Origin of the sequence: Microcoleus sp. Aus8_D2, assembly GCF_036702665.1 — a bacterium.
Taxonomy (GTDB): Bacteria; Cyanobacteriota; Cyanobacteriia; order Cyanobacteriales; family Microcoleaceae; genus Microcoleus.
In genome coordinates this window covers 152,761-173,667 of sequence record NZ_JAUBUN010000008.1, presented here as the reverse complement: position 1 = coordinate 173,667, position 20,907 = coordinate 152,761, and the positions used below count along the sequence as shown (strand labels likewise).

Sequence of the window (20,907 nt, the reverse complement as noted above, 5' to 3'; positions counted from 1 at the left end):
TTTGAGTTTGTAGTGAGGACTTCAGTCCTTTCTCTGGGTATTAAAATAAATTAGGACTAAAGTCCTTACTACGAACCGTTGAGTTTGTGTTGCTAAATTTTTTTGAGATGATTAGCTGATGCCGTCAGAAGTGATTTTTGGAAATGCGGGCGCTGAAGGCGCAAGTCGTGGCGGTTGGTTTGCGGGTCATTTTATAACGCCCGAAGATGACGCGCGATCGACTTCTGCGTTAGAGGTAAAATGGGGCGTTCACTCGGCCGGAGATTGCAGGACTCAGTGGGCGGTAAATGCGGCAGCAACTACGCTTTCTATTCTGGTAAAAGGGCGGTTTCGCTTGCAATTTCCTTCGCAAGAAATCTTGCTGTCTCGCGAAGGAGATTATGCTCTGTGGCTGCCGGGAGTGCCTCATTATTGGTCTGCCGAGGAGGATTCGGTTATAGTGACTGTGCGGTGGCCTTCTCTGTCGGGAGATAGTTCGGGTATTAAGAATTAACTGGAAGTTGTGGAACCAAAACGCGGCCGCGATAACCTGCGCGCTGGTAGCGATCGATCGCCTCTGATGCGATAACTCCCGCTTTCCCACTCTTCACCAGCGCCACACAAGCACCACCAAAACCTCCGCCCGTCAGCCTCGCGCCGAAGACTCCGGGGATTGACTGCAAGATTGCCGCCAAGGCGTCTACTGCAACCACCGAAACTTCGTAGTCGTCGCGCATACTTGCGTGGGAAGCATTCATTAACTCGCCAAAACGCTCGGCTGGCAAAGATTTTACAGCTTCGAGCACGCGGTTGTTTTCGGTGACGACGTGGCGCGATCGCCTTTTGAGGGGTTCCGGCAATATTTCCACTGCTTTGGGATCGGTGATATCCCTGAGAGCCTTAACTCCCAATATCCGGGCGGATTCCTCGCACTCAGCGCGTCGCTGGTTGTAGCCGCTTCCGGCTGCTAGGTTGTGGCTTTCACCGCTGTCAATGACTAAAATTTCTGTGCCTGTGGGGAAAGGTACCGGGCGGTATTTGAGACTGCGGGTGTCGAGAAATAGCATGGTGTTGGTGTCTGCTAAACTCGACGCCATTTGATCCATGATGCCGCAGTTCAAGCCGGCATAGCGGATTTCGGCTAGCTGTCCGATTTGAGCTAGGCGCACGTCGTCTAGGGGGAGGTTTAGCAGCGCGCGCATTGCTCTGAGGGTGGCTATTTCTAAAGCGGCGCTGCTGGACAAACCGGCGCCGATCGGCACATCCGAGGTAATGTAGAGATTTATTGGCGGTATTTTGTATCCTTCTTTTTCTAAAAGTCTGATGCAGCCGCAGATATAACTGACGAATTTTTGCGGTATGGTATCATCGTCTGAAAAATTTATGAGTTCGTCATATTCTGCTGAATAAAAATGGTGTCGAGCGTCGCTGCTGAAGCCGATTTGTACTGTTGTGCGCTGGGGAATTGCAGTCGGAAGTACAAATCCGTCGTTGTAGTCTGTGTGTTCGCCCAGCATATTTACTCTTCCGGGCGCGCTGGCTTGGGTTTTGGGTAATGTACCAAATACTCGTTGGAATTTCATTTTTGGGGAATTGGGAATTGGGAATTGGGAATTGGGAATTGGGAATTGGGAATTGGCAATAAATCTACTTATTTTTTATCGTTAATCCTTTTATGATGCCGAAGTTTTTTGCTGAATTCAACCCCTGTTTACAAAAATAAACATGAATTAAGGTTGGGAAAAAATATGAGGTTGTGATAGAATGAAAGGCTAAGATTTCTCCAAGAATTCAAAAAATGCGATCGACCAGACCCCGGAAACAGTTTGCTCAACATTGGCTCAAAAGCGAGAAAGCCTTAGATAAGATTGTGAAAGCGGCGAGTTTGGAGGGTTCTCGCGTCCTGGAAATCGGGCCGGGTACTGGGATTCTGACTCGGCGCTTGCTCGCTGCGGCTGAGTCTGTTGTTGCTGTGGAGATCGATCGAGATTTGTGCCTCAAACTCGGCAAGCAACTTGGCAAAACCGACAACTTTTTACTGCTACAAGGCGATTTTCTGGAAATGGATTTAGAGGCTGAACTCATAGCCTTTCCCAAATTCCAATATCCCAATAAAGTTGTTGCCAATATTCCCTACAATATCACCGGCCCCATCCTGCAAAAACTGCTGGGAACGATATCTGTGCCGGTTGCGAAACCCTTCGATGCGATCGTTCTGTTGGTGCAGAAAGAAGTCGCCCAAAGGCTTTACGCTAAACCGGGTTCGACAGCTTTTGGTGCTTTGTCGGTGCGGGTGCAGTATTTAGCAGAATGTGAGTTAATTTGCGATGTGCCGTCTAGAGACTTCTATCCGCCACCCAAAGTCGATTCTGCCGTGGTGCGGCTGCTCCCCCGAACGATAGAAACTCCAGCGGTTAATCCGCGCTATTTGGAGACTTTAATCAAGTTGGGATTTGGTAGCAAGCGCAAGATGCTGCGAAATAATTTGAAAGGAGCTGTGGATTTAGATAAACTCATTCAATTGTTAGAAGAGTTACAGATAAATACTCAATCTCGGGCTGAGGATTTAAGCGTGGCGCAATGGGTAGATTTGAGCAATAATTTGTTTGCGGATGACCCGCAATAAACTCGTACAAGCACCAGACGCCAGAAGTGGATAACCCCAAATTTTAGACTAAAAGTTTAAGCTGCCAAATTGATCTGTGGAGTAAATCTAAAATCTAAAATCTAAAATCGACTGACTGATGACTAATGACTGATGACTAATGACTTTTGATGGTTGAATGATTCTTGAACGCTAATCGGAATTTTAATAATAAATTCCGTACCCTGTCCTGGCGCTGAGATACACTGCAATTCTCCTTTATGTCTTTCCGTGATAATTTGATAGCAGACCGACAAACCCAGTCCTGTACCTTTACCTACTGGTTTCGTTGTAAAAAAAGGATCGAATATCTGATCGACTACCTGCTCGGTCATTCCAGGCCCGTTGTTGAAAATTCTGATTTCTACCCATTTCCCATCTGAAACCTTGGTAGAAATTCTGATGATTTTGGGATTGGTTGGGTCTGCAAGTGGCGGATATTCGCTATCTTCCTCGAAAGCATCAATAGCGTTATTGAAGATATTTATAAATACCTGATTTAGCTGTCCGGGATAGCACTCGACTTTCAGTAAATTGCCGTAGTTTTTAATAATTTCAATGCCGGGAGAATCTGGTGTGGGGTTCAGGCGGTTTTGCAACATCATCAGCGTGCTGTCAATACCTTCGTGGATGTCAGCTAATTTCATTTCTGCTTCGTCAACCCTAGAAAAATTCCGCAGCGATTTCACAATATTGCGGATTCTATCAGCGCCTGTTTTCATGGAAGATAAGATTTTTGGCCAGTCTTCCCTGATAAAATCTAAATCGAGAGATAGAAGTTTTTCTTTGACTCGCGGTAAGGGATTTGGATACTGCTGTTCGTAGATATCGGCCATTTCCAGCAGACTGTGGGCATACTCGTCAAGGGGAGTCAGATTGCCGTAAATGAAGTTGACGGGATTGTTAATTTCGTGGGCGACACCAGCTACTACTTGCCCTAAAGATGACATTTTTTCACTTTGAATGAGCTTGGCTTGAGTTTGCTTCAATTCTAACAAAGTTTGTTCTAGCTGTAGAGTTTGTTGCTTTAACTGTGCGGTGCGTTCATCAACTCTAATTTCTAGCTCGTCTTTAGCTTTTTTCAGTGCTGCTTCTGCTGATTGGCGCTCGAATATTTCCGCTTGTAGGAGGCTGTTTGCTAGTGCTAGCTGTGCGGGACTGGGAAGGGCGAGGGCTTGAGGGATCAAGTTTACTAAAAGTATGGCTGTAGCGAAGGAAATCATGGCGGTAATTGCTTTCATGGTTCCTGACATCCAATAGGTAGGATGCCACAGCGTCCAGATTTCAAATATGTGAGTGATCCCGCAGGCGACGATAAAGGCTCCAAACATGGCAAAGATCCAGTTGAAAGGCAAATCTTCGCGTTTGGAAATAAAGTAAAGCAGTGTAATCGGGATGGAGAAATAGGCGATCGCAATTATTGAATCTGAGGCTACGTGAAGCCAGACTAACTTGGTCTGCCACAGATAGCAGTGCCCGTGAGGAATAAATGACCCCGAACTAAAAAAAGTTTTCCACATTTCCTGCATAATATTTCCTTTGAGTTGTGAGAAAATGGACTCTGACTGGTGTCAATTAATTTCAACCAGGGGTTTCTTTCACCCGCGGCTTAATCACCTATGCGTTCATATTCTCTGCTAGCTTCAGCAAAAATCAATCTATATTTGGAGATAATAGGCGATCGCCCCGACGGATATCACGAACTGGCGATGGTTCTTCAAAGCATAGATTTAGCCGATCGAATTGACCTGCGCGCGATCGGGACGGACACGATCCGCGTGCGCTGCGATCACCCGCAAGTCCCGCCGGACAAGAATAACCTGGCTTACCGGGCGGCGGATTTGCTGGCGCAGCAATTCCCCGATGCTTTGGCGAAATACGGCGGAGTCGAGATTGCCATTCACAAGCAGATTCCGGTGGCGGCGGGGCTCGCCGGCGGTTCTGCAAATGCTGCCGCAGTTTTAGTCGGGATGGACTTGCTGTGGCAATTGGGACTCACTCAGTCGGAGTTGCAAGAGTTGGGGGGAACCTTGGGTTCTGATGTGCCTTTTTGCATTGGAGGAGGTACGGCTTTGGCAACCGGACGCGGGGATAAACTGTCTCCGCTGCCGGATTTGGGGGGTTTTTCTGTGGTGCTGGCGAAGTTTCGCAATCTCAGTATTTCTACGGCATGGTCGTATCAAACTTATCGCCAGCAGTTCGGTAGTTCCTATTGTGCGCCGGAGGATTTGGAGTGTCGCCGGGAAAGGCTGCATTCGGGGCCGATGGTGGGGGCGATCGCTCAAAAAGATCGATCGAAAATTGGTCAATTGCTGCACAACGATTTAGAAAAAGTTGCTTTACCCGTGTACCCGCAGGTGTTGCAATTGCGGGAGGCTTTTGAGTCGGCGGGGGTTTTGGGCACGATGATGTCCGGTTCCGGGCCGACGGTGTTTGCGCTATGTGAGTCGGAAGAGCAGGCTCAGCAAGTGAGGGAACGGGTGAAAAGTGCGATCGCTTCTCCCGATTTGGATTTTTGGGTAGCAAAGTTTAGCAATACTGGGATTCGGATTTTTTCGGAAGGAAATGACACAAAACCGCCGATTGTGAGGGTGTAACTCGCAGGTGGCGCGATCGCGATCGTCCGTTAAACGTCGATGGGGGCGATCGGCAAAAATGAATCTAACTTTGCGAAGAGTCTATTGAGATCGAAGAACTGATAAAATGACATGAAACACGGATTTTAGTTTTGGTAAATTAACCATAAATCTAAAATCTAAAATCTAAAATCTAAAATCGCCATGGCTGATTTAACTAATCCAAATTCTACTTCTGAACCTCTAAGTTCGGCGGGGGATGCAACGCCTGCATCTTCTAAGCAGCCGACTGTTTTGCGGTGCGTGACTGGTTCGCTGATCGCGAGCGTATTCGCTTTTGGTTTGTATTCGCTAACTATGTCGATCGCTCTAAATTTTGCTAGCAAGCCCGTGCATTCCACCAATATTACTGTGCTTAAAATTAGTGTCGCCGTGCGAACTTTAGTAGTGGGAATGGTGGCTTTGGGTACGGGCGTGTTTGGACTCGCGGCCGTCGGTTTAATGCTGCTGGGCTTGCAAATTTTGATTCAAAAGTTGGTGAAGAAACCCGCAGGTTGAAACCATCTGAATACAGAAACTCTGGTGTGCCAGCTAAAGACTGAATAGTAAGATCGAAGCCATGGAATTATTTACGATCGGACACTCCAATCACAGTATTGAAGCGTTTCTTTTCTGCTGGAAAAACACGGAATTACGGCGGTTGCGGACGTGCGATCGCATCCTTTCAGCCGCTATTTACCTCATTTTAATAAATCAGAAATTACCGCTTCTCTGTCTGCTGTCGGGATTCAATATGTTTTTTTGGGGCAAGAATTGGGTGCGAGGCCGGAAGATTTAAGCTGTTACGATACTAGCGGTAAAGCATTGTACGATCGCATAGCAGCCACTCCTCTATTTACCGCCGGAATTCAACGCTTGCTCAAAGGCGCAGCCAATTATAAAATCAGTTTAATGTGTGCAGAAAAAGACCCGATTACTTGTCATAGGACGATTTTAGTTTGCCACAAACTCAAAGAGTTTAATTTGCAAATCAATCATATTCTGTCCGAGGGCAGTTGAGAATCGCACCAGGATTTAGAAGCAAGACTTTTGAGCAAGTTTAACAAAACTAAAAATAATAATCAGCCAATTCAGTTAATTTTTTTTGAAATAGATCCTCAAGTTAAAAATGAAATAGTTGATTTATAAACAGCTTATTATCGTTACGGATTGGAAGTCGCTTATGTCAGCAAAGAACGCAATTAGAGGCGCTCAAATCTTTATTTTTGATGAATTTTAGCAGCAACTCTTGACATCGCATACATTTGATATCAAATCCGGTAACTACGGAATTGTCGTAGGGGCGGGGCGGGTTTATATAATTTGTCGATACTTGCAAATATCAGGGCGAGGGGAGCCCCTACAACACTTGAAATTAGATCGTGCCGGCGCAGTCGGAATTGATATGAAATTATGGTAGGGCGATCGGCGCACACCATAGGTTTAGAGATTTTGTTCGAGTTTTAACGTTGTTCGTGGTATAATTCTGCGGGACTGTAGCAGAAAGGGGTGCTTTTTCATGAAAGCAGAATTTTATTATGACTGTCACAGATATATTTGCAGTTTAGTTCAAGTTGATTTTGTCAAAGAATTAAAAATTAAAAATCATCAAGGTTTTGTGTTGGCTGTTAAGCAAGGAGAAAAGATTGGACTTTTGGGGAAAAGTCGCCATAATGCTAAACAAGTTGATGTTTCTAAGCCGCATTTTTATAATGTAATTAAAGCAGCAATGAGCGCTTTGGAATTAGAAACTAAAAATGAGGTGATCTTGGAAAGAAATCGAACTATTGCTGATGGCGAAGAAATGATTCAACAGCAAAATCGAGAAATTCGCGTTTTGAATGAACAGCTTAGAATTCAAGCGACTCAGATTGAGCATTTGTCAAGGGAAAACCAGCAGTTATCGTTGCAGCTAGTAGAGAAGGAAATTAGAGAAACTCAAATTAGTCAAGAAATTGAGGAAGATTTAGCTACGGTGGGAATTGAGGATTGGATTGGAGAATCTGAGATTAGTGAAGAAATCGATGAATTGCCGATTTTAGATTCGGGGTTGGGAGTGGAGTTAATTGAAAATAAGCAGGATTTTGAGGATGTTGAGAAAGCTGAAGAAATCAGCGGGGGCGAGGTTGAAATTGTGGATCTAGAAGTTGTATAAAAAGTGGAAGTTCCAGCATAAAGTGAAATTAAGCACCTACCTAAAAGAGGTTCACAGAGAAAGATGAGAAAGAAATATAGCCTTTCTCAAAAAGGTGAGGTATGTCGGGCATAGGGCATAGGCCAAACCGGGCATAGGGCATAGGCCAAACCGGGCATAGGGCTATCCTCATGTTTTTGAGAACCGCTATAAGAAAAATATTTAATTTTTTTTACACTGAAAGGTTCAGGTTCGATCGTTCGGACTTCAGTCCTTCTTGGATGCGGACTGAAGTCCGAACGATCGAACCTTTATTGTGCATTTTTTATAGGTCGATGTTTGGCAAAATTTCTCTAATTCTTGTCCGAAATAGACGGACGGCGGCTCTTTGTCCGATCGCCCTGCTTTGTTGGATAAATTCGGGTATTTCTGCGATCGGCAAAAATGGAAAAGCTACACTTTGAGCAACACTCTCGTATTTGTCATAGACAAGTTGATAAACTTCTAGGGTTTGGCGGCGGTATCTCCAAATTTCGGGAACTCCCAAAGCTGCATAAATTGCAAACTTATTCAGAGAAGAATTCGTGTAATCCGACTCTACCGCCAAATCTGGCGGTGGATCGGTTTCCAAGTCAATATCTCTGCTTCTGACTAAGGCCTCATTCTGGATGTAGAAACAGGTATCTGGTTCGATCGCACGGGTGCATCTGGTTTTGGCAAATATATCTGTATGGGCTATAGCATGACCTCCGTGAATATGGGATTATAACTAATAACTCATATACGGTCATGCTATAGCCCTATTCAAAAACCAGATGCACCCGATCGCACTTTTCAACTCTTCTCTTTCCAGCAACAGCGCGCCAACGTGCATAACCTCAATTTCTAACTCGTCTGCTATGGCGTTCACAAATCACGCTAACATGATTACAGGCACTTCCTGCTCTTGGTACAGTCTCCTGATTTCTAACATTCCATTTATAAACAGCCGTGTTAGGAAAGAAGTGTTGTTTATTATTTTGTCAGGTGCGTCGCTCGCTCGATTGTCGATAGGATGCGATGTATTTTCTGTGGCGACACACCCTACGAATAGTCAGGTGCGTCGCTCGCTCGATTGTCGATAGGATGCGACGTATTTTCTGTGGCGACACACCCTACTAATACTAAGCTTATAGCACTTTTAGTCGGAATTTCTCGGCGATTAGGTACTCCGGTACCCAAAAACGATCGACAGACATGAGAATAGCTACAGATATGAAAATATCAATATTTTCTCCCATTTCCTCAGTGGGCAGCAAACCAAATAATTCGTCAAATTCCTTGACATCTGCTAAAATATTATCAATGTCTTCTACAAGTTCGTCCGGGTAAATGCAGTGGATTCCTCTCTCATCTTCATAATATGCTTCTTCGTCAGGAAAGAATTGTGAGGGTTTGAGATCTTCCATGAGATAATCTAGCTTGTGAAATTCTGTTTCGGGAACGATCGCAGCTAGATCTTTCCCTGCTTGCTGTAAAATAAAACGATCGCCCTTTTGCATCACTCGTTTAACGATCGCGATCGCATTTTCGCAAAAATCCTCAACAGTTAAGCGGAAAAACCCCTCAGAGTCGATCGCCAGCTTAGCCCCCACACCGGCGCCCAAAGCAGAATTTTGACAATCATCCAGGGCGATCGGTAAGATCGTAGGTGCGATCGAACTATTGTCAGCAGCCTTAAATCCTTCAGTCATCAGCCGTTCCTCAATATACGCATAATTGTTGACAATATTGCACAATAGAGAAAATTGTAAATATATAGCACCTGCGTTTTTTTACCGCTTATGAATAGCAGATTCCTCGATCGACTCCACCACCCCTCGCGCCCCGTCATCGTCTTCGACGGCGCCATGGGAACCAACCTGCAAGTCCAAAACCTCACCGCAGAAGACTTCGGGGGTAAAGAATACGAAGGCTGTAACGAATATCTCGTGCACACCAAGCCGGAAGCCGTCGCCAACGTGCACCGAGGATTCCTCGAAGCAGGGGCCGATGTCATCGAAACAGACACCTTCGGCGCTGCTTCCATCGTGCTCGCGGAGTATGATTTAGCAGACAAAGCCTATTATCTCAACAAAACTGCCGCCGAACTCGCCAAAGGAATCGCGGCAGAATTTGACACGCCAGAAAAACCGAGATTTGTCGCAGGATCGATCGGCCCTGGTACCAAATTGCCAACCTTAGGACACATCGATTTTGACACGCTAACCGCCGCTTTTACCGAACAAGCCGAAGGACTTTATGACGGCGGCGTTGACTTATTTATTGTCGAAACTTGTCAAGATGTGCTGCAAATTAAATCAGCATTAAATGCCATTGAAGAAGTATTTAAGAAAAAAGGTGCGCGGATTCCGTTGATGGTATCAGTCACAATGGAAGCCACCGGCACAATGTTAGTCGGTTCCGACATCAGCGCCGCTTTAGCTATTTTGCAGCCGTATCCCATAGATATTTTAGGATTGAACTGCGCCACTGGGCCCGATCGCATGGCGGAACACGTGAAATATCTGTCGGAACATTCGCCCTTCGTCGTTTCCTGCGTGCCCAACGCTGGTTTACCCGAAAACATTGGCGGCCACGCGCACTACAAACTCACGCCGATTGAATTAAAAATGGCTTTGATGCGCTTCGTCGAAGACTTAGGCGTGCAAGTCATTGGCGGCTGCTGCGGTACTCGCTACGATCACATCCGCGAACTATCAGAAATTGGCACAACTCTTAAGCCTAAAATTCGCGAGATTACTTGGGAACCGTCCGCTGCTTCAATTTATAGCGCCCAACCCTACGAACAAGAAAATTCCTTCTTAATTGTCGGGGAAAAACTCAACGCTAGCGGTTCCAAAAAATGCCGCGATTTGCTAAATGCCGAAGACTGGGACGGTTTAGTAGCAATGGCTAGAGAACAAGTGCGAGAAGGCGCGCACGTTCTCGATGTCAACGTCGATTATGTCGGGCGCGACGGCGTGCGCGATATGAAAGAGTTAGTTTCTCGCGTTGTGACTAATGCAACTCTGCCTTTAATGCTGGATTCCACCGAGTGGGAAAAGATGGAAGCTGGCTTAAAAGTGGCGGGCGGCAAATGTTTGCTGAATTCTACTAACTATGAAGACGGAGAACCGCGTTTTTATCAAGTTTTGGAGTTGGCGAAAAAATACGGTGCGGGGATTGTGATCGGGACGATTGACGAAGACGGGATGGCGCGAACTGCTGACCAAAAATTTGCGATCGCCCAACGCGCCTATAATGCCGCCCTCGCCTACGGAATTCCCGCCTCGGAAATCTTTTTTGACACCCTGGCTTTGCCGATTTCTACCGGGATTGAAGAAGACCGAAAAAACGGCAAAGCTACCATCGAATCTATCCGCCGCATCCGCCAAGAATTGCCCGGATGTCACGTGATTTTGGGAGTTTCTAACATTTCCTTCGGCTTGAATCCGGCGGCGCGCCAAGTTCTCAATTCCATGTTTTTGCACGAAGCAATGCAGGCGGGGATGGATTCGGCGATTATCAGCGCTAATAAGATTTTGCCGATCGCCAAAATCGACCCCCAACACCAGGAAATCTGCCGTAAACTGATCTACGACGAACGGGAGTTCGACGGCGATATTTGCGTTTACGACCCCTTGGGCGACCTGACAACGGTGTTTGCTGGCAAAACTACCAAGCGCGATCGCACCCAAGACGAAAACCTCCCAGTCGAAGAACGATTGAAGCGCCACATCATCGACGGCGAACGCATCGGGCTCGACATCCAACTCGCCAAAGCATTAGAAACCTATCCGCCGCTGCAAATTATCAATACCTTCTTATTAGACGGTATGAAAGTAGTCGGAGAATTGTTCGGATCGGGACAAATGCAATTGCCATTTGTATTGCAGTCAGCCGAAACCATGAAAGCGGCGGTTGCTTATTTAGAACCGCACATGGAAAAGTCCGAATCTGGGGACAATGCTAAAGGCACATTTATCATTGCGACTGTCAAAGGCGACGTTCACGACATCGGCAAAAACTTGGTTGATATTATCCTATCAAACAACGGCTACCGAGTGATTAACTTGGGAATTAAACAGCCAGTTGATAATATCATCGAAGCTTACGAAAAACACAAAGCCGATTGTATTGCGATGAGCGGCTTGCTGGTGAAATCCACTGCTTTTATGAAGGAAAATCTGGAAGTATTCAACCAGAAAGGAATCACTGTTCCCGTAATTTTGGGCGGTGCGGCTTTGACTCCCAAGTTTGTGCATGAAGACTGCCAAAATACGTATAAAGGTAAAGTCGTTTACGGCAAAGATGCGTTTTCTGACTTGAACTTTATGGAGAAACTGATGCCAGCTAAATCTGCTGGTAATTGGGAAGATTTGGCAGGATTTTTAGATGAGGCTGAAAATGGCAATGGGGCCGTGAAAGCAGCTAAAAGTTCGGCAGAAACTGCGGTTGAGGATGCCAAAGACTCAGACACTCCGGTGATTGTTGATACCAAGCGTTCCGAAGCAGTTGATGCAAATATCGATCGCCCGAATCCTCCTTTCTGGGGAACAAAACTGTTATCGCCCGAAGAAATCCCCTTTGAAGAGATTTTCTGGCACTTAGATTTGCAAGCATTAGTCGCGGGACAGTGGCAATTCCGCAAGCCAAAAGACCAATCGCGGGAAGAATACGATGCTTTCTTAGCTGAGAAAGTTTATCCCATTCTGGAAGAATGGAAACACAAAATCCTCACCGAAAAGCTACTGCATCCCCAAGCAATTTACGGGTATTTCCCCTGTCAAGCTGAGGGAAATTCGTTGCATATTTACAACCCGGAAATTATGAGTAACGGTCAAGATGTATCGACAGCCGCTGCGACATTCACCTTTCCCCGGCAAAAATCGGCGCGCAGGCTGTGCATTGCCGATTTCTTCGCGCCGAAAGAATCGGGCAAAATCGATGTATTTCCGATGCAAGTAGCGACGGTGGGAGAAGTTGCGACGGAGTACGCGCAAAAGCTATTTGCTAACAATCAATATACCGATTATCTTTACTTCCACGGATTGGCGGTACAGACGGCGGAAGCGGTAGCAGAATGGACTCACGCGCGGATTCGCCGGGAATTGGGCTTTGCTAGCGAGGAACCGGACAATATTCGGGATATGCTGGCGCAGCGATATCGCGGTTCGCGCTACAGTTTCGGCTATCCGGCTTGTCCGAATATGGCGGATCAGTACAAGCAATTGGATTTGCTCAAGTGCGATCGTATCAACCTGTACATGGATGAAAGCGAACAACTTTATCCCGAACAGTCAACCACCGCAATTATTACCTATCATCCAGCGGCTAAATACTTCACGGCTTAATTTGTTGGTGCGCCCAGGTTTGTAGTGCGGACTTCAGTCCGCTCCAAAGAAGGACTAAAGTCCTCACTACGAACCTATTTTATAATTGGTTTGTAGTGCGGACTTCAGTCCGCTCCAAAGAAGGACTAAAGTCCTCACTACGAACCTGTTTTATAATTGGTTTGTAGTGCGGACTTCAGTCCGCTCCAAAGAAGGACTAAAGTCCTCACTACGAACCTGGACAAATAAAAAAGCACCTTAAAAAAGTGCTTTTACAACATCAAGTTTGATTGTCTGACCAAACTTTTACGAGTAATTCCGAGGAGTGCGGGCGCCTGCTGATGCTCCGGCCATCGAAGCCACCAAACCCAATAACGAGCCGAACAAAAATGACCAACCAGCTTTGGCGGCATTTTCAGCAATATTCCGAGCATCCTGAGCAGATACAGTAGGCGGTTGGTTCGGCAGATTTACGCCACCTTGTTGCGCTTGATTAATCGCTGCTCCGGCATTTGCAGCTACTACCCCAAAAGTCCCAGCTACACCATTTGCTAACAGCCAAGAGCCAATTGTTAAGGTAGTTGCCCACAAAATTGCACCGTTCAAAAGCGCGGTGCTGCGGTTCATCGGGCCGCAAGCGCGAGCAGTTACCCAACCGCCAACGCCCAAGCTTATTAATAAACTGATAATTGACCAAATTCCTACTCCGGTACCCACGCTACCGGCTATACTGCGCGGAGCTCCTGAATTAGCAATGTTGCTCAAGCCGATCGCAGCACCCAACGCACTTAACACCAGTTGCGTGCCGATCGCAATTACCAAACCCGAAAAAATCGGGCCCCACCGCACTAAATCGTGATATTCCATGACCGGCTTAACTAGAGTCTGCTCGGTAACAACGTTATCTACAGGTCTATTTACGTATGCCATAGTTTTTCCTTTCCTTTGACTGTTGGTTTAATTTTTAACAATCTTTCACCTAACCATTGATTGTGGCTGAGATTGATATAAACCATATCTGCCTGCGGAAATAACCAGTATCTATGTCTGAAGAAAGAAACTAAAAAGTCATCAGCTCTTGGCCAACAACTATTAGCTAATAACTGATGGCCCAGAGCCGATCGCCAATAACTATTTTATCCAGTTAAAAAACTTCGCGGATGTATAGAGGAAAGACAACTTAGCGCAATCTGACAGCCGTCCCAACAGCAGTAATCAACAGCAAAGCCCCTGAAGAGTCTACATTAATCGTGCCGGTGTCAACTTCCACCCCGATTACGGCATTAGCACCTAGTCGCTGGGCCCGTTTTTCGAGTTCTGCGAGGGCATCTCGCTGTCCTTTGAGAAACACTTCCTCGTAACTGCCGGTGCGCCCGCCGATGATGTCGCGAATGCCCGCGAAGAAATCTCGCAGCGCGTTTGTGCCGTAGACCACCTCAGCAGTTACAATTCCCAAGTAAGATTGTATTTCTGCTCCTTGAATGATATCAGTTGTTGTTACAATCATCAGTTGGCCTCAAGTGCGAAAATTTTGAGTTGGTCGAGTTCTGTAGATTTACTACATCTCGCCCCTCAAAGATTCCAGGCCAACCCTAAGCTGTCAGTCGATTTTCCATTTTTCGATTTGAGATTAAAGACTTGACTCTCGCATTTAATCTGGGAGGTTGAACTTTGCTCTAAAATTTTGGAATCGACCCTCTGAAGCGTCGGGGGCTTGTGTCCGTTTCTTCCGGGTCACAGCAAGCTGACAGTAATTCGCTCTTTTATTCCACACATTCTTTGAAACAAATGGCCGTGTACAAACAAAGTCTCTTGGTATTCAGTACGCTGTTGGTAGCAGGATTCGCTGTCGCAACGCCGCAGATAGCGCTCTCAGCAGACACACCAGAGGAAGTTCAACCTAAAAATGATGCAAATTTAGATGCTCTGCTGCGGCAAGGACGCGAGTTGGTAGATTTAGGAGACTACAGTAAGGCGATCGCCATTTATCAGCAAGCGGCGCGTTTAGATGCGGAAAACCCGCGTATTTTTTCCGGTATTGCTTATTTACAAGCGCGTCAGGGCAACTATCAAGCCTCAGTAGAATTTTACCAACAGGCGATCGGTCTGGAACCCAAAAATGCTGACTTTCAATACGCCTTAGGATATGCTATGGCGAATCTGCAAAACTATCCCGCAGCGGCCGCAGCTTACCGTCAGGCCGCTGTGCTCGATCGCAAAAATGTCAATGCCCGAATTGGACTCGGAGTGGTGCTGTTTCAGCAAAAAGATTACAGCGGTGCATTTAAAGCATACCAAGAGGCGATCGCCCTCGATCCGAAAAGTTGGCAAGCTTATTCTTCATTGGGTTTAGTATTGATCCAGCAGGGAAACTTTGCCAGTGCTGTCACCGTGCTCAAACAAGCAGCCAAACTCTCTCCCAAACAAGCCAGCATTCAGTTAAAATTAGGTACTGCTTTGCTGCGCAGCGGCAACACTTCCGAAGGGCTAGCAGCTTTTGAAGAAGCGGCAAAACTAGAGCCGCGGAATCCAGAAGTGCAGCTAGAAATTGGCGAACTTCTCAAGGCTCAAAACGACTTAGACGGAGCGCTTATAGCTTATAAGCGGGCGATTGACGTGCGCCCAAATTTAGTGGAAGCATACGCTGCGATCGGGGAAATTCAACTACAAAAACAAGATTTTTCAGGAGCAATTATCACTTTTCGGCGAGTGATCCAGCTCGAACCAGACCGAGCAGAAGCTTATTACAACATGGGTCAAGCATTCAAAGCGCGCGATCGTACCTCCGATGCAATTCAAGCTTTTCAACAAGCCCTAGACACTTACCGCCAGCAAGGCAACAATGATGGCGCACAAAAAGCCGAGGCGGCGCTTAATGAACTGAAGTAATTAGTCTGTTGGGAGTTGATAGTGTTCCTCCCCGATCGCGTGGGCCTCAGAAACCGGGTTTCTTCAGACAATCTCGTGGGGAGGCGTAAATTGTCGTAGAAACCCGGTTTCTTGGATGGCCGATCGCGCTCAAGCAATTTTTTCGGTTTTTTCAACCTCGCGATCCAACAAATTTGGGTTAATGTCTTGGCTGTTGTCGCGGTTGAGAAATTGTTCTAAAAGTCGGAAGAAAGAGGCAAAAGCAGCTTTGCCGTCAGCGCACTTGAAGAGGATAATTGTGTCCCAGGAATTGGCAGTTTGAATGGAAAAGTGGACTTGCAACCAGGGTTGAAATTCTTGGTAAAAATCTAATTCTTCTTCTGTTGGCATAATTCCCATTTCCTGGCGAGCAAATTTATACCCGACTAGGAATTGTCGCAGCGCGGTAACTGAAGCTGCACCGATATAAAGTCCGGGCTTCTGTTCTATTTTTTTGAGGAGTTCAAAAAGGTTACTCATTTTTAGATCCTTTTACAAATTTTCTAATTCTGTCATCACAAATCGATCGCTATGACAGTGAAAGTCTTTTAACCAATCATCTCGCGATAATCCTCGTGCAGAAAGGTTATCGAAGACTTTTCCCCTAACTTCGACAGCAAAATGTTGACCGTTGACTGTGATAGACTCGTAAATCCCCTGTTCTCCGAGGCGATCGCTGAGAATATAGTCTTCACCATATCTAGTCCTCAGTCTGAGAATCTTTCCCTCAATTGCTCGATCGCGCAACCAACCGATTACGGCTCTAGCACACTCAGCACATTCGAGAAGGTCAAATTGAGAGGTGATTTGCCCGACTTCCCGATAAATTTCCTCGTCACTCCAGTCACTGGGATGTTTGATGCTGATAGAACTCCCTCCTCAAAAGCTTGATTCAATTGCAATTATAACAGCCAGATTTTCCAGAGGAACTGAAGAGAAGCATTTCGGAGAGTCGGTGCGTCAGAATCAAAAATCTCCGATCGCACGGGCCTAAAAAACCGGGTTTGGAGCGTAAAATCTTGTGGGGAGGCGTAAATTACCGAAGAAACCCGGTTTCTAGGATGGTTGGGCGATCGCGCGAGACTCAGAAACCGGGTTTTTTAGATTGTCCCTTACAGACTAGCTTTTTAATTCACGTTAAATTTCAGCACTCTATAACAACCTTGGGGGTTCACATAGTTGATTGCGTTGTTCTGGTGTCAGGCTATCATAATTGTTGTTTGACGGAAACTCCTTGATACCAATAATATTTTTGAACTCACTGGTTTTAAAATTACGCCGACCATAAATTTCTAGACAAAGAGGTGTCCGATTGTTCTTTGCTTTTCTAATAAAAGCTTCATATTGACCGGAATTTTGTTTAGATGGTCGCCCAATTCTTGATAAATTTTGATCGACATTCCTAATAATAGACACCTCGTATTCAGGTTGTTTGTCTGGAGGTTTATCGGTCACAACTAAAGTAGTATCAATTTCATAGTTATTCAATTTTTTTATGTACACATCCTCTATTCTTGTTGCTATCCATCCTGGAGGAGGTAGCGGTGGCTGACAGTAAGGAGTCAGAATACATATTGCTTGAGGCACTTGGGATATATTCACGAAAAATTCTATTGTTTTGACAACTCCCCCGAATAAAGCCGTGCGAAACATCAGATTTTTTGCCTGCTTGGCTGCTACCTTCAGCTTTTTTCTCCATTTGGAACTTGGTGGAGTCTGACCTGGATTTTGTGGAGTCTGACCTGGATTTTGTGGAGTCTGACTTGGATCTGGTACGGTCTGACCTGAATTTGGATTATTCTGTGTATTGCTCATATACTAACTCCCTTCTTGTTTTGAAGATGACTTACTCACACCCTTTGCTAAATTTGAGTTCAACGTAAGCACAATCAGAAATATCACACTACCCCGCTCCCCCATAGATGCAGAAGTGGGTAAGAATTGTTGTTTACACAACCAATGCTAATAGAGCTAACATCAATGCTTGCGATCGGGAACTTTCACCAGCAATAGCTGGCTAGGATGAAAAATTTTCTTCAGCTAGTCCCCAAGGATCGTAACTTACAACAGAAGTCAATTTTTACTGATGTTTACAATTTTCAATGCAACGTATCCGGAAAAAATTTTATATTTTTGGAAATTAGGCTAAGATGAAACTGCCACATACGAATTAGAAGTGTCGTGCGAATGGTTTAGCACAGTAGCCCGCCCTATCTCAAAATTTTGACAGGAATCCTGAGTCTAGTCTTACCTTTCGCAGTTTCAGCAACCAAAATAATATTAGAACGCGCGACCTACAAAGCTATTGAAGGTGGTTCGCGAGCAGTTTGTAGATGAGTATTAACATTGTTTGATTGTATCGCCCGTTCCGCGCTACAATCAAACAATGTCAAACCCCCTACTTTGCCTCAACTACGAAACTGCGATCAAATTCTTTAACTGATAACTCATAATTAATAACTAATGACTCATAACTCCAAGCCACCACTATATGAGATGAATCCACTCGGACGATTTTCCGATCGCGCTACGGATTATGTCAAATACCGTCCGAGTTATCCAGCCGCTGCCATTGATGCGATTTTAGCAGGACTTGGGGAACCTTCACAGTTAACAGCAGCCGATATCGGTGCAGGTACGGGGATTTCTTCGCGTCTTTTAGCAGAAAGAGGCGTTCGAGTATTAGCGATCGAACCTAATGCCGAAATGAGACAAGCCGCTGCACCTCATCATGAGGTTGAGTTTCGAGACGGAAGCTCGGAAGCCACTAATTTGCCTGACCAATCACTCGATTTAGTCGTGTGTTTCCAGTCTTTTCACTGGTTTAATCCTGTTTTAACTTTACCCGAATTTCGGCGAATTCTCAAGCCCTCGGGAAGGTTGGCTGTAGTTTGGAATTTGCGCGATCGCGCGGATGCACTGACAGAGGGCTACACTCAAATTGTTAAGAACGCTTCCCCCAACCATCCTGCCGAAAAGCGCGATCGCTCGATCGCACCTTTACTTGCGAGTCCAGATTTTATAGATGTGCGATCGAGCGAATTTGCTAACAGACAAGATCTAGATTTAGCAGGGTTGATCGGGCGGGCAAAAAGCTCGTCTTATATTCCGAACTCCGAGCCTCAATTGCCGAAACTGATCTCGGATTTAACCGAACTTTATCAAGCTCACTGCGGCCGTGGCTTTATTTCATTAGTTTACAAAACAATAGTTTATCTGGCAAATTCTCCGGATTGTTAATTTTTTATTTAATTCAGATAAATTAAATTTTCTGTGATATGATGCTGGGCAAGTTGGCGGGGCGATCGCTAGGTAAATTTAAAAGTAACTAAGAGCCATCGCACACCCGCACTTGGTAATAACTCCATCTTTTGTAAGATGCTCAAACTAATCTATTAAGATGAATCTATTTCTATTGATAGAGCCCGCGAAGTTGTTAACATTTGTAAAATGAGCAAAACATCCTATCCCAGAGCTTCATCTATGCAAACGTATGACGTGATTATCATAGGAGCAGGTCACAACGGGCTGGTCTGTGCGTCTTATCTCCTCAAAGCCGGATATACAGTTTTGTTGTTAGAAAAACGTTCGGTTCCCGGAGGCGCCGCAACTACTGAAGCTGCGATTCCCGAATTACCAGATTTCAAATTCAATTTGTGCGCGATCGACCACGAATTTATCCATTTAGGGCCGGTCGTAGAAGAATTAGAACTGGAAAAATACGGATTAGAATATCTTTACTGCGATCCAGTTGCATTTTGTCCGCATCCAGACGGCAAATATTTCTTAGCACACGGTTCCGTAGAAAAAACTTGTGCGGAAATTGCCCGCTACAACGAGCGCGACGCTAAAAAATATGCCGAATATACAGATTTTTGGCAGCGCGCTTTAGGTGCAATGATTCCCATGTTTAACGCGCCGCCAAAATCCATCGTAGATATTGCCGGCAACTACGATATTGCCAAACTCAAAGACTTATTTTCAGTCATCGGTTCCCCAGACAAAACGCTGGACTTTATTCGCACGATGATTACCAGCGCTGAGGACATTCTCAACGAGTGGTTTGATGAGGAATTTCTGAAAGCACCCTTGGCGAGACTCGCCTCAGAATTGGGCGCGCCTCCTTCACAAAAAACCCTTGCTGTAGGCGCAATTATGCTAGCAATGCGCCACAATCCCGGCATGGCGAGACCGCGCGGGGGAACGGGTGCATTGGTGCAAGCGCTGGTCAATTTAGTCAAAACCTATGCGGGTGTTATACTTACTGACCAGCACGTGGATAAAATATTAGTTGATAACGGCCGCGCTGTCGGTGTTCGAGTTGCAGGCGGCACCGAATATCGAGCTACTAAAGGCGTCATTTCTAATATTGATGCGAAGCGTTTGTTTCTGCACTTAATGGATGACAGTGATGTTGACAGTGCCGATCCGAATTTGCGGGAAAGATTGGAACGCAAAATTGTCAATAACAACGAGACTATTCTGAAAATAGATTTAGCTCTCAATGAAGTGCCTAAATTCGATCGCTGGAATCACCGAGATGAATATTTAATGGGCTCTGTGTTAATTGCCGATTCGGTGAAACACGTGGAAATTGCCCACAGCGAACCTGCGATCGGCAAAATCCCCGATTCCGATCCGTCGATGTATGTCGTGTTTCCGACGGTACGAGACCCGTCAATGGCTCCTCCGGGACACCATACGGCTTGGATTGAATTTTTTGCTCCTTACCAGATCGAAAATGCTGAGGGAACGGGCCAGCACGGTACGGGTTGGACGGACGAGCTGAAGAACAAAGTTGCCGATCGCTGCATTGACAAATTAGCAGAATACGCACCCAATATCAAGAATTCCATCATCGGGCGCCGCGTGGAAAGCCCGGCCGAATTGGGAGAGCGTTTGGGGGCGCTGAAGGGGAATTATTACCACGTTGACATGACGCTGGATCAGATGATATTTTTCCGTCCGTTACCCGAGTTGGCAAATTACAAAACGCCGATCGATGGTTTGTTCCTCACCGGTGCGGGCACGCACCCCGGCGGCTCGATTTCGGGAATGCCGGGGCGCAATACGGCTCGCGTGTTTATGCACTCCCAGCAGCCGATCGCGCAAACTTTGAGCGATGCGGCTAATTCTCTGAAATCAACGGCTAAGTCGGTATTTCGGATTAATTAAAACAGGACTGACGCGCTCCGCAAAAGAAACCGGGTTTTTACCATAAAACTTGGTTGCGACTCATAGATTCGCTAAAAAACCCGGTTTCTCAACCCCTGC

20 protein-coding genes are annotated in these 20,907 nt (G+C 45.9%); 10 read left to right on the top strand and 10 right to left on the bottom strand.

What is annotated here, in order from left to right:
• Nucleotides 1–118 precede the first annotated feature (118 nt).
• Nucleotides 119–493 (top strand): signal peptidase I, encoded by a 375-nt coding sequence (locus QUB64_RS09155; RefSeq protein ID WP_333268571.1) that lies wholly within the window; start codon nt 119–121, stop codon nt 491–493.
• On the opposite strand, the gene galK is transcribed toward QUB64_RS09155, so the two are convergent.
• Complete coding sequence (galK, locus tag QUB64_RS09150; RefSeq protein WP_333268569.1) at nt 483–1,562, bottom strand: galactokinase; 1,080 nt, start codon at nt 1,560–1,562, stop codon at nt 483–485. The two genes, QUB64_RS09155 and galK, sit on opposite strands and share 11 nt — an antisense overlap.
• A 215-nt stretch (nt 1,563–1,777) precedes the next feature.
• Here galK and rsmA point away from each other — a divergent pair, with 215 nt between their 5' ends.
• Nucleotides 1,778–2,605 carry a 16S rRNA (adenine(1518)-N(6)/adenine(1519)-N(6))-dimethyltransferase RsmA gene (gene rsmA, locus QUB64_RS09145; protein ID WP_333268567.1) on the top strand — a complete coding sequence of 276 codons (828 nt, stop codon included), beginning with the start codon at nt 1,778–1,780 and terminating at the stop codon, nt 2,603–2,605.
• Nucleotides 2,606–2,727: 122 nt separating this feature from the next.
• Here the strand turns inward: rsmA and QUB64_RS09140 are convergent, their stop codons facing one another.
• Nucleotides 2,728–4,152, bottom strand: a complete 1,425-nt coding sequence (locus tag QUB64_RS09140) for a sensor histidine kinase (protein WP_333268565.1) — start codon at nt 4,150–4,152, stop codon at nt 2,728–2,730.
• 90 nt (nt 4,153–4,242) lie between these two features.
• Between QUB64_RS09140 and ispE the strand changes: the two genes are divergently transcribed.
• The 4 genes from ispE (at nt 4,243) to QUB64_RS09120 (ending at nt 7,393) form a co-directional block, all read left to right on the top strand.
• Complete coding sequence (gene ispE / locus QUB64_RS09135; RefSeq protein ID WP_333268563.1) at nt 4,243–5,220, top strand: 4-(cytidine 5'-diphospho)-2-C-methyl-D-erythritol kinase; 978 nt, start codon at nt 4,243–4,245, stop codon at nt 5,218–5,220.
• A gap of 183 nt (nt 5,221–5,403) precedes the next feature.
• Nucleotides 5,404–5,757, top strand: coding sequence for a DUF3082 domain-containing protein (locus QUB64_RS09130; RefSeq protein ID WP_333268562.1), 354 nt, complete (start codon nt 5,404–5,406; stop codon nt 5,755–5,757).
• 150 nt (nt 5,758–5,907) lie between these two features.
• The gene (locus QUB64_RS09125; protein WP_333268560.1) at nt 5,908–6,258 is read left to right on the top strand and encodes a DUF488 domain-containing protein; all 351 of its coding nucleotides are present in this window, start codon (nt 5,908–5,910) and stop codon (nt 6,256–6,258) included.
• Between the two features lie 499 nt (nt 6,259–6,757).
• Complete coding sequence (locus QUB64_RS09120) at nt 6,758–7,393, top strand: hypothetical protein (protein ID WP_333268558.1); 636 nt, start codon at nt 6,758–6,760, stop codon at nt 7,391–7,393.
• Between the two features lie 304 nt (nt 7,394–7,697).
• On the opposite strand, the gene QUB64_RS09115 is transcribed toward QUB64_RS09120, so the two are convergent.
• The 3 genes from QUB64_RS09115 to QUB64_RS09105 form a co-directional block, all read right to left on the bottom strand.
• Nucleotides 7,698–8,066, bottom strand: a complete 369-nt coding sequence (locus QUB64_RS09115) for a Uma2 family endonuclease (protein WP_333268702.1) — start codon at nt 8,064–8,066, stop codon at nt 7,698–7,700.
• Between the two features lie 93 nt (nt 8,067–8,159).
• A complete protein-coding gene (locus QUB64_RS09110) occupies nt 8,160–8,282 on the bottom strand; it encodes a hypothetical protein (RefSeq protein WP_333268556.1) in 123 nt (40 codons plus the stop codon).
• 259 nt (nt 8,283–8,541) lie between these two features.
• Nucleotides 8,542–9,105 (bottom strand): type II toxin-antitoxin system Phd/YefM family antitoxin, encoded by a 564-nt coding sequence (locus tag QUB64_RS09105; RefSeq protein WP_333268554.1) that lies wholly within the window; start codon nt 9,103–9,105, stop codon nt 8,542–8,544.
• A gap of 90 nt (nt 9,106–9,195) precedes the next feature.
• On the opposite strand from QUB64_RS09105, the gene metH reads away from it, so the two are divergent.
• Entirely contained in the window at nt 9,196–12,747 is a 3,552-nt protein-coding gene (gene metH / locus QUB64_RS09100; protein ID WP_333268552.1) for a methionine synthase, read from the top strand.
• 285 nt (nt 12,748–13,032) lie between these two features.
• Here the strand turns inward: metH and QUB64_RS09095 are convergent, their stop codons facing one another.
• Nucleotides 13,033–13,656 carry a hypothetical protein gene (locus QUB64_RS09095; protein ID WP_333268550.1) on the bottom strand — a complete coding sequence of 208 codons (624 nt, stop codon included), beginning with the start codon at nt 13,654–13,656 and terminating at the stop codon, nt 13,033–13,035.
• A gap of 250 nt (nt 13,657–13,906) precedes the next feature.
• Nucleotides 13,907–14,233 carry a YbjQ family protein gene (locus QUB64_RS09090; protein ID WP_172184303.1) on the bottom strand — a complete coding sequence of 109 codons (327 nt, stop codon included), beginning with the start codon at nt 14,231–14,233 and terminating at the stop codon, nt 13,907–13,909.
• A 281-nt stretch (nt 14,234–14,514) separates the two neighbouring features.
• Between QUB64_RS09090 and QUB64_RS09085 the strand changes: the two genes are divergently transcribed.
• Nucleotides 14,515–15,615, top strand: a complete 1,101-nt coding sequence (locus QUB64_RS09085; protein ID WP_333268548.1) for a tetratricopeptide repeat protein — start codon at nt 14,515–14,517, stop codon at nt 15,613–15,615.
• Nucleotides 15,616–15,744: 129 nt separating this feature from the next.
• Here QUB64_RS09085 and QUB64_RS09080 read toward each other — a convergent pair whose 3' ends face one another.
• From QUB64_RS09080 to QUB64_RS09070, 3 genes are all read right to left on the bottom strand, one after another.
• Nucleotides 15,745–16,113 carry a hypothetical protein gene (locus tag QUB64_RS09080; protein WP_333268546.1) on the bottom strand — a complete coding sequence of 123 codons (369 nt, stop codon included), beginning with the start codon at nt 16,111–16,113 and terminating at the stop codon, nt 15,745–15,747.
• A 12-nt stretch (nt 16,114–16,125) separates the two neighbouring features.
• Complete coding sequence (locus tag QUB64_RS09075) at nt 16,126–16,461, bottom strand: papain fold toxin domain-containing protein (RefSeq protein ID WP_333268700.1); 336 nt, start codon at nt 16,459–16,461, stop codon at nt 16,126–16,128.
• Nucleotides 16,462–16,785: 324 nt separating this feature from the next.
• Complete coding sequence (locus tag QUB64_RS09070) at nt 16,786–17,448, bottom strand: hypothetical protein (RefSeq protein WP_333268544.1); 663 nt, start codon at nt 17,446–17,448, stop codon at nt 16,786–16,788.
• A 648-nt stretch (nt 17,449–18,096) separates the two neighbouring features.
• Here QUB64_RS09070 and QUB64_RS09065 point away from each other — a divergent pair.
• Together QUB64_RS09065 and crtO are read left to right on the top strand one after the other, a co-directional pair.
• Nucleotides 18,097–18,873, top strand: a complete 777-nt coding sequence (locus tag QUB64_RS09065; RefSeq protein ID WP_333394027.1) for a class I SAM-dependent methyltransferase — start codon at nt 18,097–18,099, stop codon at nt 18,871–18,873.
• 243 nt (nt 18,874–19,116) lie between these two features.
• Nucleotides 19,117–20,808: a beta-carotene ketolase CrtO gene (gene crtO, locus QUB64_RS09060; RefSeq protein WP_333268698.1), complete on the top strand. Its 1,692-nt coding sequence runs from the start codon at nt 19,117–19,119 to the stop codon at nt 20,806–20,808.
• Nucleotides 20,809–20,907 lie beyond the last annotated feature (99 nt).